The organism is Exiguobacterium sp. SH3S1, assembly GCF_004337105.1.
GTDB classification, from domain to species: domain Bacteria; phylum Bacillota; class Bacilli; order Exiguobacteriales; family Exiguobacteriaceae; genus Exiguobacterium; species Exiguobacterium aurantiacum_A.
This window is the reverse complement of record NZ_SJUW01000014.1, coordinates 12,516-25,847: the sequence shown is the minus strand read 5'-3', so window position 1 is coordinate 25,847 and position 13,332 is coordinate 12,516. Positions and strand designations below refer to the sequence as shown.

Annotated in this window: 23 protein-coding genes; all 23 read left to right on the top strand. The window is 46.7% G+C overall.

Annotation, left to right across the window (positions count from 1 at the left end; all coding sequences use genetic code 11):
* The first annotated feature begins 98 nt into the window (after positions 1-98).
* Entirely contained in the window at positions 99-2,177 is a 2,079-nt protein-coding gene (gene fusA, locus EVJ26_RS12735; RefSeq protein ID WP_070329247.1) for an elongation factor G, read from the top strand.
* 114 nt (positions 2,178-2,291) lie between these two features.
* A complete protein-coding gene (gene tuf, locus EVJ26_RS12730; protein WP_131458638.1) occupies positions 2,292-3,479 on the top strand; it encodes an elongation factor Tu in 1,188 nt (395 codons plus the stop codon).
* 97 nt (positions 3,480-3,576) lie between these two features.
* The gene (locus EVJ26_RS12725; RefSeq protein ID WP_131458639.1) at positions 3,577-4,086 is read left to right on the top strand and encodes a hypothetical protein; all 510 of its coding nucleotides are present in this window, start codon (positions 3,577-3,579) and stop codon (positions 4,084-4,086) included.
* Positions 4,087-4,466: 380 nt separating this feature from the next.
* Positions 4,467-4,775: a 30S ribosomal protein S10 gene (gene rpsJ, locus EVJ26_RS12720; protein ID WP_016508894.1), complete on the top strand. Its 309-nt coding sequence runs from the start codon at positions 4,467-4,469 to the stop codon at positions 4,773-4,775.
* 61 nt (positions 4,776-4,836) lie between these two features.
* Positions 4,837-5,463, top strand: a complete 627-nt coding sequence (gene rplC / locus EVJ26_RS12715; protein ID WP_016508913.1) for a 50S ribosomal protein L3 — start codon at positions 4,837-4,839, stop codon at positions 5,461-5,463.
* Positions 5,464-5,491: 28 nt separating this feature from the next.
* Entirely contained in the window at positions 5,492-6,115 is a 624-nt protein-coding gene (gene rplD / locus EVJ26_RS12710) for a 50S ribosomal protein L4 (protein ID WP_016508943.1), read from the top strand.
* Entirely contained in the window at positions 6,115-6,396 is a 282-nt protein-coding gene (rplW, locus tag EVJ26_RS12705; protein ID WP_071398658.1) for a 50S ribosomal protein L23, read from the top strand. The genes rplD and rplW overlap by 1 nt, the downstream gene beginning before the upstream one ends.
* Positions 6,397-6,430: 34 nt before the next feature.
* The gene (gene rplB / locus EVJ26_RS12700) at positions 6,431-7,261 is read left to right on the top strand and encodes a 50S ribosomal protein L2 (RefSeq protein WP_070329243.1); all 831 of its coding nucleotides are present in this window, start codon (positions 6,431-6,433) and stop codon (positions 7,259-7,261) included.
* Positions 7,262-7,327: 66 nt separating this feature from the next.
* Positions 7,328-7,603: a 30S ribosomal protein S19 gene (rpsS, locus tag EVJ26_RS12695; RefSeq protein WP_012727673.1), complete on the top strand. Its 276-nt coding sequence runs from the start codon at positions 7,328-7,330 to the stop codon at positions 7,601-7,603.
* Between the two features lie 20 nt (positions 7,604-7,623).
* Complete coding sequence (gene rplV / locus EVJ26_RS12690) at positions 7,624-7,956, top strand: 50S ribosomal protein L22 (protein ID WP_021066609.1); 333 nt, start codon at positions 7,624-7,626, stop codon at positions 7,954-7,956.
* Positions 7,957-7,969: 13 nt separating this feature from the next.
* Positions 7,970-8,614 carry a 30S ribosomal protein S3 gene (gene rpsC / locus EVJ26_RS12685; protein WP_035386108.1) on the top strand — a complete coding sequence of 215 codons (645 nt, stop codon included), beginning with the start codon at positions 7,970-7,972 and terminating at the stop codon, positions 8,612-8,614.
* Positions 8,615-8,646: 32 nt separating this feature from the next.
* Positions 8,647-9,084: a 50S ribosomal protein L16 gene (gene rplP, locus EVJ26_RS12680; protein WP_016508922.1), complete on the top strand. Its 438-nt coding sequence runs from the start codon at positions 8,647-8,649 to the stop codon at positions 9,082-9,084.
* Positions 9,071-9,274, top strand: coding sequence for a 50S ribosomal protein L29 (gene rpmC / locus EVJ26_RS12675; RefSeq protein ID WP_016508900.1), 204 nt, complete (start codon positions 9,071-9,073; stop codon positions 9,272-9,274). The genes rplP and rpmC overlap by 14 nt, the downstream gene beginning before the upstream one ends.
* A 33-nt stretch (positions 9,275-9,307) precedes the next feature.
* Positions 9,308-9,568, top strand: a complete 261-nt coding sequence (gene rpsQ, locus EVJ26_RS12670) for a 30S ribosomal protein S17 (protein ID WP_016508930.1) — start codon at positions 9,308-9,310, stop codon at positions 9,566-9,568.
* A 43-nt stretch (positions 9,569-9,611) separates the two neighbouring features.
* Entirely contained in the window at positions 9,612-9,980 is a 369-nt protein-coding gene (gene rplN / locus EVJ26_RS12665; RefSeq protein ID WP_012727667.1) for a 50S ribosomal protein L14, read from the top strand.
* A 37-nt stretch (positions 9,981-10,017) separates the two neighbouring features.
* Positions 10,018-10,326 carry a 50S ribosomal protein L24 gene (gene rplX / locus EVJ26_RS12660; protein WP_070329242.1) on the top strand — a complete coding sequence of 103 codons (309 nt, stop codon included), beginning with the start codon at positions 10,018-10,020 and terminating at the stop codon, positions 10,324-10,326.
* Positions 10,327-10,358: 32 nt separating this feature from the next.
* Entirely contained in the window at positions 10,359-10,898 is a 540-nt protein-coding gene (rplE, locus tag EVJ26_RS12655) for a 50S ribosomal protein L5 (RefSeq protein ID WP_016508927.1), read from the top strand.
* Positions 10,899-10,916: 18 nt separating this feature from the next.
* Positions 10,917-11,186, top strand: coding sequence for a 30S ribosomal protein S14 (gene rpsN, locus EVJ26_RS12650; protein ID WP_035386110.1), 270 nt, complete (start codon positions 10,917-10,919; stop codon positions 11,184-11,186).
* 31 nt (positions 11,187-11,217) lie between these two features.
* Positions 11,218-11,616, top strand: a complete 399-nt coding sequence (gene rpsH / locus EVJ26_RS12645; protein ID WP_021066614.1) for a 30S ribosomal protein S8 — start codon at positions 11,218-11,220, stop codon at positions 11,614-11,616.
* Between the two features lie 33 nt (positions 11,617-11,649).
* On the top strand, positions 11,650-12,189 hold the full coding sequence (gene rplF / locus EVJ26_RS12640; RefSeq protein ID WP_016508938.1) for a 50S ribosomal protein L6: 540 nt from the start codon (positions 11,650-11,652) through the stop codon (positions 12,187-12,189).
* Positions 12,190-12,223: 34 nt separating this feature from the next.
* Positions 12,224-12,586, top strand: a complete 363-nt coding sequence (gene rplR / locus EVJ26_RS12635; RefSeq protein ID WP_070329241.1) for a 50S ribosomal protein L18 — start codon at positions 12,224-12,226, stop codon at positions 12,584-12,586.
* 20 nt (positions 12,587-12,606) lie between these two features.
* The gene (gene rpsE, locus EVJ26_RS12630) at positions 12,607-13,107 is read left to right on the top strand and encodes a 30S ribosomal protein S5 (RefSeq protein ID WP_016508948.1); all 501 of its coding nucleotides are present in this window, start codon (positions 12,607-12,609) and stop codon (positions 13,105-13,107) included.
* 15 nt (positions 13,108-13,122) lie between these two features.
* Positions 13,123-13,308 carry a 50S ribosomal protein L30 gene (rpmD, locus tag EVJ26_RS12625; protein ID WP_016508937.1) on the top strand — a complete coding sequence of 62 codons (186 nt, stop codon included), beginning with the start codon at positions 13,123-13,125 and terminating at the stop codon, positions 13,306-13,308.
* Positions 13,309-13,332 lie beyond the last annotated feature (24 nt).

The window sequence follows — 13,332 nt, the reverse complement described above, 5'->3', positions numbered from 1 at the left end:
TCCACGTCACCAAGCGGTGGCTTAATGGAGTGGCTTTCGGGTATAATCATATCGTGTGCCAGCACACGAAAAACACATGCGGAAGGAGAATACCCAGTATGGCAAGAGAATTCTCCCTAAAGAATACTCGTAACATCGGGATCATGGCTCACATCGATGCCGGTAAAACGACTACAACTGAACGTATTCTTTATTACACAGGTCGTATCCACAAGATTGGTGAAACTCATGAAGGAGCTTCACAAATGGACTGGATGGAGCAGGAGCAAGAGCGTGGAATCACGATCACTTCTGCAGCGACGACTGCACAGTGGAATGGCCACCGTGTAAACATCATCGATACACCTGGACACGTAGACTTCACAGTTGAAGTTGAACGTTCACTCCGTGTACTTGATGGCGCAGTTGCTGTACTTGACGCTCAGTCAGGTGTTGAACCACAAACAGAAACTGTATGGCGTCAAGCGACAACATACGGTGTTCCACGTGTCGTATTCGTCAACAAGATGGATAAGATTGGTGCGGACTTCATGTACTCGGTGAAAACACTTCACGAACGTTTACACGCTAACGCACACCCAATCCAACTTCCAATCGGCGCAGAAGATGAATTCAAAGGAATCATCGACCTCGTCGAAAGAAAGACATACATGTACTCGAACGACCTCGGTACTGACATCGAAGTAACAGAAGGCTTCCCAGCTGATATGGCTGACCAAGCTGAAGAACTTCGTGGTCGCTTGATCGAAGGCGTTGCGGATTACAACGAAGATTTGATGATGAAATACCTCGAAGGCGAAGAGATCTCAATCGAAGAACTCAAAGCTGGTATTCGTCAAGCAACACTTAGCGTTGAATTCTACCCTGTACTTGTAGGTTCGGCCTTTAAAAACAAAGGTGTTCAATTGATGTTGGACGCTGTTGTTGATTACCTCCCATCACCAGTTGATGTCGAGTCAATCAAAGGAATCAACCTCGATACAGAAGAAGAGATCACGCGTGAACCTTCTGACGAAGCGCCGTTCTCGGCACTTGCGTTCAAAGTCATGACTGACCCTTACGTCGGTAAATTGACATTCTTCCGTGTGTACTCTGGTACAGCACAAGCTGGTTCGTATGTGAAGAACTCGACTAAAGGGAAGCGCGAGCGTCTCGGTCGTATCCTTCAAATGCATGCAAACAGCCGTGAAGAAATTCCAATGGTATTTTCTGGTGACATCGCCGCTGCTGTTGGTCTTAAAGATACAACGACTGGTGACACACTTTGCTCAGAGAAAGACAACGTCGTTCTCGAGTCAATGACATTCCCAGAACCGGTTATCTCGGTCGCAATCGAGCCTAAATCGAAAGCAGACCAAGACAAGATGGGTCAAGCCCTCGCGAAACTCGCAGAAGAGGATCCAACTTTCCGCACTGAAACAAACCAAGAGACTGGTCAAACGATCATCTCTGGTATGGGTGAGCTTCACCTTGATATCCTCGTTGACCGTATGCGTCGCGAATTCAAAGTCGAAGCAAACGTCGGTGCACCACAAGTTGCTTACCGTGAGACAATCCGTAGCGCTGCGAAGATCGATTCGAAATTCGTACGTCAATCGGGTGGACGCGGTCAGTACGGTCACGTTGTCGTTGAATTCGAACCGAACGTAGAAGGTGCTGGATTCGAATTTGAGAACAAGATCGTCGGTGGTGTTGTTCCACGTGAATACGTACCGGCTGTTCAAAACGGTATTCAAGAAGCTCTCGAAAACGGTATCCTCGCTGGTTACCCAGTAGTTGACGTTAAAGCTGCCCTCGTCTTCGGATCGTACCACGATGTCGACTCGAACGAGATGGCGTTTAAAGTTGCTGCTTCGATGGCGGTCAAACAACTTAAGGAACAAGCGAAAGCTGTCATCCTTGAGCCAATGATGCGTGTTGAAGTTGTCATCCCAGAAGAATACTTGGGAGACATCATGGGTGACGTCACGTCACGCCGTGGACGCGTAGAAGGTATGGAAGCTCGCGGTAACGCACAAGTCGTTAAAGCGATGATTCCACTTTCGGAAATGTTCGGATATGCAACGTCACTCCGTTCACGTACGCAAGGACGTGGAACGTACTCGATGCACTTCGACCACTACGAAGAAGTACCGAAGTCAATTGCAGAAGAAATCATCAAAAAAGCGAACGGCTAATAACGGTTGTAACGCTGAAATGATTGTTGTAAGCTAAGGAGGACGTATGTTAAAAGTAGCCTACGTCTTCCTAGTTAAATAAAAAATTAATTGTCTATAGAGGAGGAATCTAGAATGGGTAAAGAAAAATTCGACCGTTCTAAACCGCACGTTAACGTTGGTACAATTGGCCACGTCGACCACGGTAAAACAACTTTGACTGCAGCGATTTCAGCTGTACTTTCAAAAGCACAAGGGAAAACAGCTACAAAGTTTGACGCAATCGATGGTGCTCCAGAAGAGCGTGAGCGCGGTATCACAATCGCAACAGCTCACATCGAGTACGAAACTGAAAAACGCCACTACGCACACGTTGACTGCCCAGGTCACGCTGACTATGTTAAAAACATGATCACTGGTGCTGCACAAATGGACGGCGCGATCCTCGTTGTTTCGGCAACAGATGGCCCAATGCCACAAACACGTGAGCACATTCTTCTTTCACGTCAAGTAGGTGTTCCTTTCATCGTAGTATTCATGAACAAAGTTGACATGGTTGACGACGAAGAGCTTCTCGAACTCGTTGAGATGGAAATCCGTGAACTTCTTTCTGAATATGACTTCCCAGGCGACGACCTCCCTGTAATCAAAGGTTCAGCACTTGGCGCGCTTAACGGCGAAGCACAGTGGGAAGAAAAAATCATGGAACTCATGAACGCAGTTGATGAGTACATCCCTGAGCCTGTTCGTGACACGGACAAAGACTTCATGATGCCAGTTGAGGACGTATTCTCAATCACTGGTCGCGGTACTGTAGCGACTGGTCGTGTTGAGCGTGGTGTTCTCCGCGTCAACGACGAAGTTGAAATCGTTGGTCTTACAGAAGAAACTAAGAAAACTGTATGTACTGGTGTAGAGATGTTCCGTAAGCTTCTTGACTATGCTGAAGCTGGCGACAACATCGGTGCTCTTCTCCGTGGTGTATCACGTGAAGACATCGAGCGTGGACAAGTACTTGCTAAACCAGGTACAATCACTCCGCACTCTAAATTCAAAGCTTCAATCTACGTTCTTTCTAAAGAAGAGGGTGGCCGTCACACGCCATTCTTCGCGAACTACCGTCCGCAGTTCTACTTCCGTACAACTGACGTAACAGGTATCGTTCACCTTCCAGAAGGTACTGAAATGGTAATGCCAGGAGACAACATCGAGTTGACGATCGAATTGATTTCTACAATCGCGATCGAAGACGGAACACGTTTCTCAATCCGTGAGGGTGGCCGTACTGTAGGTGCTGGTTCGGTAACAGAAATCGTCGAGTAATCGATGTCTTAAGCAGTCCGCATTTGCGGGCTGCTTTTTTGTTTTTTGAAACGAAATGATAAGATAGGAGATAGGATTGTAGGAAGGAGAATCGACGATGGAAAAGCAAGTGGAGACGCTTTGTCGGTTGAACGGCGTTGCCTGCCGCTTTGGTGGGTCAAGTTTACTCAAGCATCACGGGATCGTCGAGACGGCGCATGACTTGGATCTGTTCGTTGAGCCTGACCAGTTCGAGACGATTGACCGTGTGCTCAGCCGTGCCGGAAAAAAAGAAGAGTCTGATCCGCATGACGAGTATATGACGACGTACTTTGGCGAATATACGTTTGAAGGCCAGGACATCGACGTGATGGCTAGTTTTCGGATGCGTTGTACGGACGGGATTTATACGCATCCTTACATTGAACCGGACGGGAGTTGGATGCATCTTGAAGAGTGGGTCGTCCTCTATTCAGTGATGGGGCGGGGAGAGAAAGTCGACAAGCTGCACGAATACTTTATGACGCACCCGTTCAACAACTCGATTGTGCAATCGTGTCTGAAACGAGCCCCGGCATCGGTCATCGAAGCCGTGACTGAGCAGTTTAAAGAGTATATGAAACGCTAGGAAGAGTTGGCATGGGCCTTCTTTTGAAAAATAGTTCAACAAAAGAAGGAAAAGAACTTGCAAAAGGGTTCGAATCTTGTTACATTAGTGAACGTTGAACAACTCATCAGACATCCGGCACGATCGAAAAAAATCAAATCTTGCATTTGTTTTGCAGATTCGATATAATGATTAAGTGTTTGTGCGAGTGGTGAGAGACTTTACAGCAGAAAATGGGTCCTATCGTTGATTTGCAATGATCGGATGCCTCTGCTGACACAAGCACGCTGCGATGAAGCGGGAGGTTATGACACGCCAGGCAGCTTTGCCATGGCCGGTGTGGAAATTTCCGCTGAGAACTGTCTATTTTTAAAAGTAGGCGACAAAGGAGGGAAACTTACATGGCAAATGAAAAAATCCGTATTCGCTTAAAAGCATACGACCATCGCGTTCTCGATCAATCAGCTGAGAAAATCGTTGAAACTGCGAAACGTTCAGGTGCGAAGGTCTCGGGCCCAATCCCGCTTCCAACTGACAAATCGATCTACACGATCCTTCGTGCGGTCCACAAGTATAAAGATGCTCGTGAACAGTTCGAAATGCGTACACACAAACGCTTGATCGACATCGTTAACCCAACACCAAAAACGGTTGATGCGCTTATGCGTCTCGAATTACCATCAGGTGTTGACATCGAAATCAAACTTTAATTCTTCATATAGTAGATACTAGCCAGAAGAGACAATAATTATTAAACAGGAGGTGTATCTCATGGCTAAAGGAATCTTAGGAACAAAACTTGGTATGACTCAAATCTTCAACGAAGCAGGCGAAGTCGTACCGGTAACAGTAGTTGCTGTCGAAGGAAACGTCGTGCTTCAAGTTAAAACACTTGAAACAGACGGTTACGAAGCAGTTCAACTCGGTTTTGGAGACATCAAAGAATCGCGTCAAAACAAACCGGCAAAAGGTCACGCTGCGAAAGCAAGCGCGACACCTAAGCGCTTCATGAAAGAAATTCGTACTTCAGTAGAAGGATACGAAATCGGTCAAGAGATCAAGGCGGACATTTTCGCTGCAGGTGAATTAGTGGACGTAACAGGTACTTCAAAAGGTAAAGGATTCCAAGGTGCGATTAAGCGTCACGGACAATCACGTGGACCAATGTCCCACGGTTCGCGTTACCACCGTCGCCCTGGTTCAATGGGTCCTGTAGCTCCTAACCGCGTATTTAAAGGGAAGCTTCTTCCTGGTCAAATGGGTGGCGAGCGTAAAACGATTCAAAACCTTGAAATTGTCAAAGTTGACGTGGAACGCGGCCTTGTACTCGTTAAAGGCGCAATCCCAGGCGCTCGTAAATCGAACGTCATCATCAAGACAGCTGTCAAAGGTAACTAATTAACTGCACGGAAAGGAGGAATTACGAATGCCTAAAGTAGCTTTGCTAAACCAAACAGGTTCACAAGTTGGCGAAATCGAATTGGCTGAAGCCATTTTCGGTATCGAACCAAACGAATCAGTACTTTATGACGCGATCGTCATGCAACAAGCATCACGCCGTCAAGGTACTCACGATACGAAAGGTCGCTCGGAAGTACGCGGTGGCGGCCGTAAACCATGGAAACAAAAGGGAACTGGTCGTGCGCGCCAAGGTTCGATCCGCTCACCACAATGGGTTGGTGGTGGAACAGTCTTCGGTCCAACTCCACGTTCATACTCTTACAAGCTTCCTAAAAAAGTTCGTCGTCTTGCACTTCTCTCGGCTTTGTCGTCGAAAGTACAAAACAACGAAATGATCGTCCTCGAAGGCCTTGCTTTCGATGCACCAAAAACAAAAGATATGGTCGCAGTACTTCTTGGCCTATCAGTAGAACGTAAGGCTCTTGTAGTCACAGCGGACTACAATGAGACTATCGCTCTCGCAGCTCGTAACATCCCAGGAGTGACTGTAATCGAGGCAGCAGGCGTTAACGTTCTTGACCTCGTTGCTAACGACAAAGTCATCTTCACTAAAGATGCGGTTGCGAAGGTAGAGGAGGTGCTTGCATAATGGCTCAAGCATACGATATCATCAAACGTCCTATCATCACTGAGCGTTCAGTTAGCCTCATGGAAGCTAACAAATACGTTTTCGAGATCGACGTTAAAGCGACTAAATCACAAGTGAAGCACGCTATCGAAACAATCTTCAACGTGAAAGTTGCTTCGGTAAACACAATGAACATTAAACCGAAAGCGAAACGTGTCGGTCGTCACTCTGGTTACACATCGCGTCGTAAAAAAGCGATCGTAACTCTTGCTGAAGGCAACACAATCGACTTCCTCGGTTAATTTACTACCTTAGAAGAAAAGGAGGGAATCCTCGATGGCAATTAAAAAGTTTAAGCCGACCACTAACGGTCGCCGTAACATGACATCTCTCGACTTTGCAGAGATCACAACGAACCGTCCTGAGAAATCGTTAACTGAAAAGCTTTCGAAAAAAGGCGGTCGTAACAACCAAGGTCGTTTGACTGTACGTCACCAAGGTGGCGGGCACAAACGTAAATACCGTATCATCGATTTCAAACGTAACAAAGATGCTATCATCGGACGCGTTGCTACGATCGAATACGATCCAAACCGTTCAGCTAACATCGCCCTCATCAACTATGCAGATGGTGAGAAACGTTACATCCTCGCTCCTAAGGGCATCAAAGTAGGCATGGAAATCATGTCTGGTCCTGAAGCGGATATCAAAGTGGGGAACGCTCTTCCACTCGTAAACATCCCTGTCGGTACTACTATCCACAACATCGAGCTTAAGCCTGGTAAAGGCGGTCAGCTTGTTCGTGCGGCTGGTGCATCGGCACAAATCCAAGGACGTGACGGCAAGTACGTCATCGTTCGTCTTCAATCAGGTGAATCACGCTTGTTCCTCGGCACTTGCCGCGCGACAATCGGTTCAGTTGGTAACGAAGAACACGAACTTGTAAACATCGGTAAAGCAGGACGTTCACGTTGGTTAGGCAAACGCCCAACAGTACGTGGTTCTGTAATGAACCCAGTTGATCACCCACACGGTGGTGGTGAAGGTCGTGCGCCAATCGGTCGTTCGGGCCCACTTACTCCTTGGGGTAAACCAGCTCTTGGTTACAAAACTCGTAAGAAAAACAAATCGAGCGACATGTACATCCTTCGTCGTCGTAAGAAATAATTATTACATGATTCTTGGGCGGTTCGAAAGAGCCGTTCCCGAATCATTCCAAAGGGAGGTTCTATCATGGGTCGCAGCTTGAAAAAAGGTCCATTCGCAGATCACCATTTGCTCGCTAAAGTTGACAAACTTAACGAATCTGGTGAGAAGCAAGTCATCAAAACTTGGTCACGTCGCTCGACAATCTTCCCAGAATTCATGGGTCACACGTTCGGTGTACACGATGGTCGTAAACACGTACCAGTATTCGTGACAGAAGACATGGTCGGTCACAAACTTGGTGAATTCGCTCCAACACGCACGTATAAAGGTCACGGATCAGACAAGAAAACGAAACGGTAATCTGAGGGGAGGTCAAATCCATGCAAGCTAAAGCATCAGCTAATATGGTCCGTCTTGCTCCTCGCAAAGCACGTCTCGTTGTAGACTTAATTCGCGGGAAACAAGTCGGCGAAGCGCTCTCTGTCCTTGCTCACACGAACAAGGCAGCGTCGCCAATCGTTGAAAAAGTATTGAAGTCAGCGATTGCTAACGCAGAGCACAACTACGATATGAACATTGAGAACCTTGTTGTATCTGAAATTTTCGTCAACGAAGGTCCAACACTCAAACGCTTCCGCCCACGTGCGATGGGTCGCGCAAGTCGTATTAACAAACGCACAAGCCACATTCACATCGTGGTAACTGAGAAATAAGGAGGGATATGTAGTGGGTCAAAAGGTAAATCCGCACGGTTTTCGCGTTGGTGTTATCAAAGACTGGGATTCGCGTTGGTACGCTGAGAAAGACTACGCAGATCTCCTTCATGAAGACTACGTTATTCGTGAATACATCGAAAACAAAATGAAGGATGCTAGTGTGGCTAAAGTTGAAATCGAACGCGCTGCAAACCGCGTAAACATTTCGCTTCACACTGCGAAACCAGGTATGGTCATCGGTAAAGGTGGTTCGGAAATCGAGTCACTCCGTAAAAATATCACAAAGCTTGCTGAAGGCAAACGTGTTCACATCAACGTTGTTGAAGTGAAAAACGCGGATGCAGTCGCTAAGCTTGTTGCTGAGAACATCGCTCGTCAATTGGAAGGCCGTGTGTCATTCCGTCGTGCAATGAAACAGTCAATTCAACGTTCGATGCGCACTGGCATCAAAGGGATCAAAACAGAAGTTTCTGGTCGTCTTGGTGGCGCTGATATCGCTCGTTCAGAGAAGTACTCAGAAGGATCAGTTCCGCTTCATACAATCCGTGCCGACATCGACTACGGAACAGCTGAAGCTGACACAACGTATGGTAAAATCGGAATTAAAGTATGGCTTTACCACGGAGAAGTTCTTCCAACAAAAAACACTAAATAATAAACACTCTTTCAGGAAGGAGGCAACACACTATGTTGTTACCTAAACGCGTGAAATATCGTCGTGTACACCGTGGTAAAATGCGCGGAAATGCAAAACGCGGCACAACAGTACATTTCGGTGAATTCGGTCTCCAATCGCTCGAAGCGAGCTGGATCACAAACCGTCAAATCGAATCAGCACGTATCGCAATGACACGTTATATGAAACGTGGCGGTAAAGTGTGGATCAAGATCTTCCCACACAAACCGTACACTAAAAAGCCTCTCGAAGTTCGAATGGGTTCGGGTAAAGGTGCTCCAGAAGGCTGGGTAGCTGTAGTTAAGCCTGGTAAAGTAATGTTCGAAATCGCGGGTGTATCTGAGGAAGTCGCACGTGAGGCACTTCGCCTTGCAGCGCACAAACTTCCAGTAAAATGTAAGTTCGTGAAACGTGAAGAAAATGGTGGTGATACGAATGAAAGCAACTGATCTCCGTCAATCAACAAATGAAGAGCTCAACGGTAAAGTAGGCGAGTGGAAAGAAGAACTCTTTAACCTTCGTTTCCAATTAGCTACAGGTCAGCTTGAGAATCCTGCTCGTATCCGTGAAGTACGCAAGTCGATTGCGCGTGCTAAAACGATTCTTCGTGAACGCGAACTCGGCATCAACAACGGCTAATCTAATCGGATTATTGAAGAGGAGGTAACACTCATGGAACGCAATAAGCGTAAAGTACTCACTGGACGCGTCGTGTCTGACAAAATGGACAAAACGATCGTCGTTGCAGTTGAAACAAAAGTACGTCATAAGCTTTATGGAAAACGTGTAAACTACACGAAGAAATTTAAAGCGCACGATGAGAACAATGTCGCTAAAGTAGGCGATGTAGTCCGCATCGCGGAAACACGTCCGCTTTCTAAAGACAAACGTTTCCGTCTCGTAACAGTAGTAGAAGAATCAGTAATCATCTAATAACAGTTCGGATCTATAAACATCCGGAGGGAGGTACACTCGCATGATTCAACAAGAATCTCGCTTGAAAGTAGCAGACAACTCTGGCGCGCGTGAACTGTTGACAATTAAAGTCCTCGGTGGTTCAGGTCGTAAGACTGCAAACATCGGTGACATCATCGTCGCGACGGTAAAACAAGCAACACCAGGTGGCGTTGTTAAAAAAGGTGACGTTGTCAGAGCAGTTGTCGTTCGTACAAAACGCGGCGCTCGTCGTAAAGATGGTTCGTACATCCGTTTCGATGAGAACGCAGCAGTCATCATCAAAGATGACAAGAGCCCACGCGGCACTCGGATCTTCGGGCCAGTTGCACGTGAACTTCGTGAAAAAGAATTCATGAAGATCGTTTCGTTGGCACCGGAAGTACTTTAATTTCCAATTTCAATCCTATAAGGAGGTGCGCAAAACGATGCATGTTAAAAAAGGCGATACAGTCCAGGTAATGTCTGGTAAAGATAAAGGCAAGCAAGGGGTTATCCTCAAAGCTATGCCAAGCAAGAACCGCGTAGTCGTCGAAGGGGTTAACGTGATGAAAAAACACGCTAAACCATCACAAGCGAATCCACAAGGCGGTATCCTTGAAATCGAAGCACCAATTCACGTCTCGAACGTCATGCCAATCGACCCTAAAACGGGCAAACCAACTCGCGTTGGTTTCCAAGTAGTCGATGGTAAAAAAGTTCGTGTCGCGAAATCGGGCGAAGTACTCGATAAATAAGAACAACGTGACGAAAGGAGGTCCATTCGACTATGAACCGTTTGCAAGAGAAGTATAAAAGCGACATCGTGAAAGCGATGATGGATAAATTCAACTATGACTCGGTTATGCAAGTGCCACAAGTCGACAAGATCGTCATCAACATGGGTGTAGGTGACGCTGTTTCGAACTCGAAAGCTCTTGACATGGCAGTGGAAGAATTATCAATTCTTTCAGGTCAAAAACCACTCGTAACGAAGGCTAAGAAATCAATCGCTGGTTTCAAACTTCGTGAGGGCATGCCGATCGGTGCGAAAGTAACACTTCGTGGCGAGCGCATGTACGATTTCCTCGACAAATTAGTAACTGTTTCACTTCCACGTGTACGTGACTTCCGCGGTGTATCGAAGAAAGCATTCGACGGACGCGGTAACTACACGCTTGGTGTGAAAGAGCAACTTATTTTCCCTGAAATCGATTACGATAAAGTAACTAAAGTACGCGGTATGGATATCGTTGTTGTTACAACAGCGAACACAGACGAAGAAGCACGTGAATTGCTCACACTTCTCGGAATGCCATTCCAAAAATAATAAAGGGAGGTCGACAACATGGCTAAAAAGTCAATGGTGAATCGCGAGCAAAAACGCGAGAAACTCGTTGCCCAGTACGCTGAGAGACGCGCGCAATTAAAAGCTGAAGGCGACTACATCGGACTCAGCAAATTGCCACGTAACTCGTCACCTGTACGTCTTCATAACCGTTGCCGTATCACAGGTCGTCCACATGGTTACATGGGTAAATTCGGGATCAGCCGTATCAAGTTCCGTGATCTTGCATACAAAGGTCAAATCCCTGGTGTTAAAAAAGCAAGTTGGTAATCCACTAACAGTGTGAAAGGAGGTACATCGCATGGTAATGACAGACCCTATTGCAGATATGCTTACACGTATCCGTAACGCTAACATGGTTCGCCATGAAAAATTGGAGCTTCCAGCTTCTAATATCAAACGTGAGGTTGCAGAGATCCTCAAGCGTGAAGGTTTCATTCGCGATGTTGAATATATCGAGGACGCTAAACAAGGTACACTTCGTCTTTTCCTTAAATATGGAGCAAGCAACGAACGTGTTATCACTGGTCTCAAACGTATTTCGAAACCAGGTCTTCGTGTATATGCAAAAGCAGATGAAGTACCAAAAGTACTCGGAGGACTCGGTATCGCAGTTCTTTCGACATCAAAAGGTCTTATGACTGATAAAGAAGCTCGCCAACAACAAGTCGGCGGCGAAGTGCTCGCCTACATCTGGTAAGTCACTTTTCTAACAAGAACGGAGGTGTAATCAATGTCACGTATTGGTAAAAAACCAGTTACGATTCCAGCTGGCGTTACTGTAACGGTTGCAGAAGGCAACATTGTCACAGTAAAAGGTGCTAAAGGTGAACTTTCGCTTTCAGCTAACCCAGCCTTGGAAGTCAAAATTGAAGAAAACGAACTAACTGTTGTTCGTCCGGATGACTCGAAAGAGAACCGTACGATCCACGGTACGACACGTGCCCTCATTGCCAACATGGTGGAAGGTGTGTCTAACGGGTTCCAGAAAACACTTGAGATCTCAGGGGTTGGTTACCGTGCTGCTAAGCAAGGTAACAAACTCGTCCTCAGCCTCGGTTACTCGCATCCAATCGAGTACGTTGCTGAAGAAGGTATCGAGATCGAAGTTCCTTCAAACACGCAAATCATCGTAAAAGGGATTAGCAAAGAGCGCGTCGGTCACGTTGCAGCTCAAATCCGCTCGTACCGTGCTCCAGAACCTTACAAAGGTAAAGGTGTTCGTTACTCTGATGAACGTATTCGCCGTAAAGAAGGTAAGACTGGTAAGTAATTCGTCACGAAATGAACGGAAAGGAGTGGCATAAATGATCACAAAAGCAGATAAAAATGCAGTTCGTAAGAAACGTCATGCTCGTGTACGTCGTACGATCACCGGGACGGCAGCTCGTCCACGTTTGAACGTATTCCGTTCGAGCAAGAACATCTACGTACAACTTATCGATGACGCGTCACAAACAACGCTTGTGTCAGCATCTTCGAAAGATAAAGCACTCGATCTTACAAACGGCGGCAACGTTGAAGCAGCGAAAGCTGTTGGTAAACTTGCAGCTGAACGTGCACTCGAGAAAGGTATCGACACTGTTGTGTTCGACCGTGGTGGATACCTCTATCATGGCCGCGTCAAAGCTGTTGCAGAAGCAGCTCGTGAAGCGGGTCTTAAATTCTAACAAAAAGGAGGGGACACTCGATGCGCCAGTTAGACGTTAACATGGAACAACTTGAAGAACGCGTTGTTACCGTAAACCGCGTCGCGAAAGTTGTGAAAGGTGGCCGTCGCTTCCGTTTCGCCGCTCTCGTAGTCGTAGGTGACAAAAATGGTCACGTCGGTTTCGGTACAGGTAAGGCACAAGAGGTGCCAGAAGCGATCCGCAAGGCTATTGAAGCCGCTAAGAAAAACATGGTTCAAGTACCAATGGTTGGTACAACAATTCCACACGAAATCACAGGAGTATACGGAGCAGGTCGTGTATTCATGAAACCTGCTTCTGAAGGTACTGGGGTTATCGCCGGTGGTCCAGTTCGTGCAGTGCTCGAACTTGCAGGTGTAGGTGACATCCTTTCGAAATCGCTTGGATCAAACACACCGATCAACATCGTCCGTGCGACGGTCAAAGGCTTGACAGAGCTTAAAAAAGCAGAGGAAGTTGCTAAACTACGCGGTAAAAGCGTAGAAGAACTTCTTAAATAAGGGAGGGAACTAGACATGGCGAAACTCGCAATCACCCTCACACGCAGCACAATCGGTCGTCCCGAGGATCAGCGTGTAACAGTACGTACACTTGGTCTTCGCAAAATGCATCAAACCGTCGTTGTCCCTGACAACGTCGCGATGCGTGGTATGATCAAAAAAGTGTCGCACCTTGTGACTGTAGAAGAAATTAACGAATAATATCGATTTTAATAATAAGGAGGT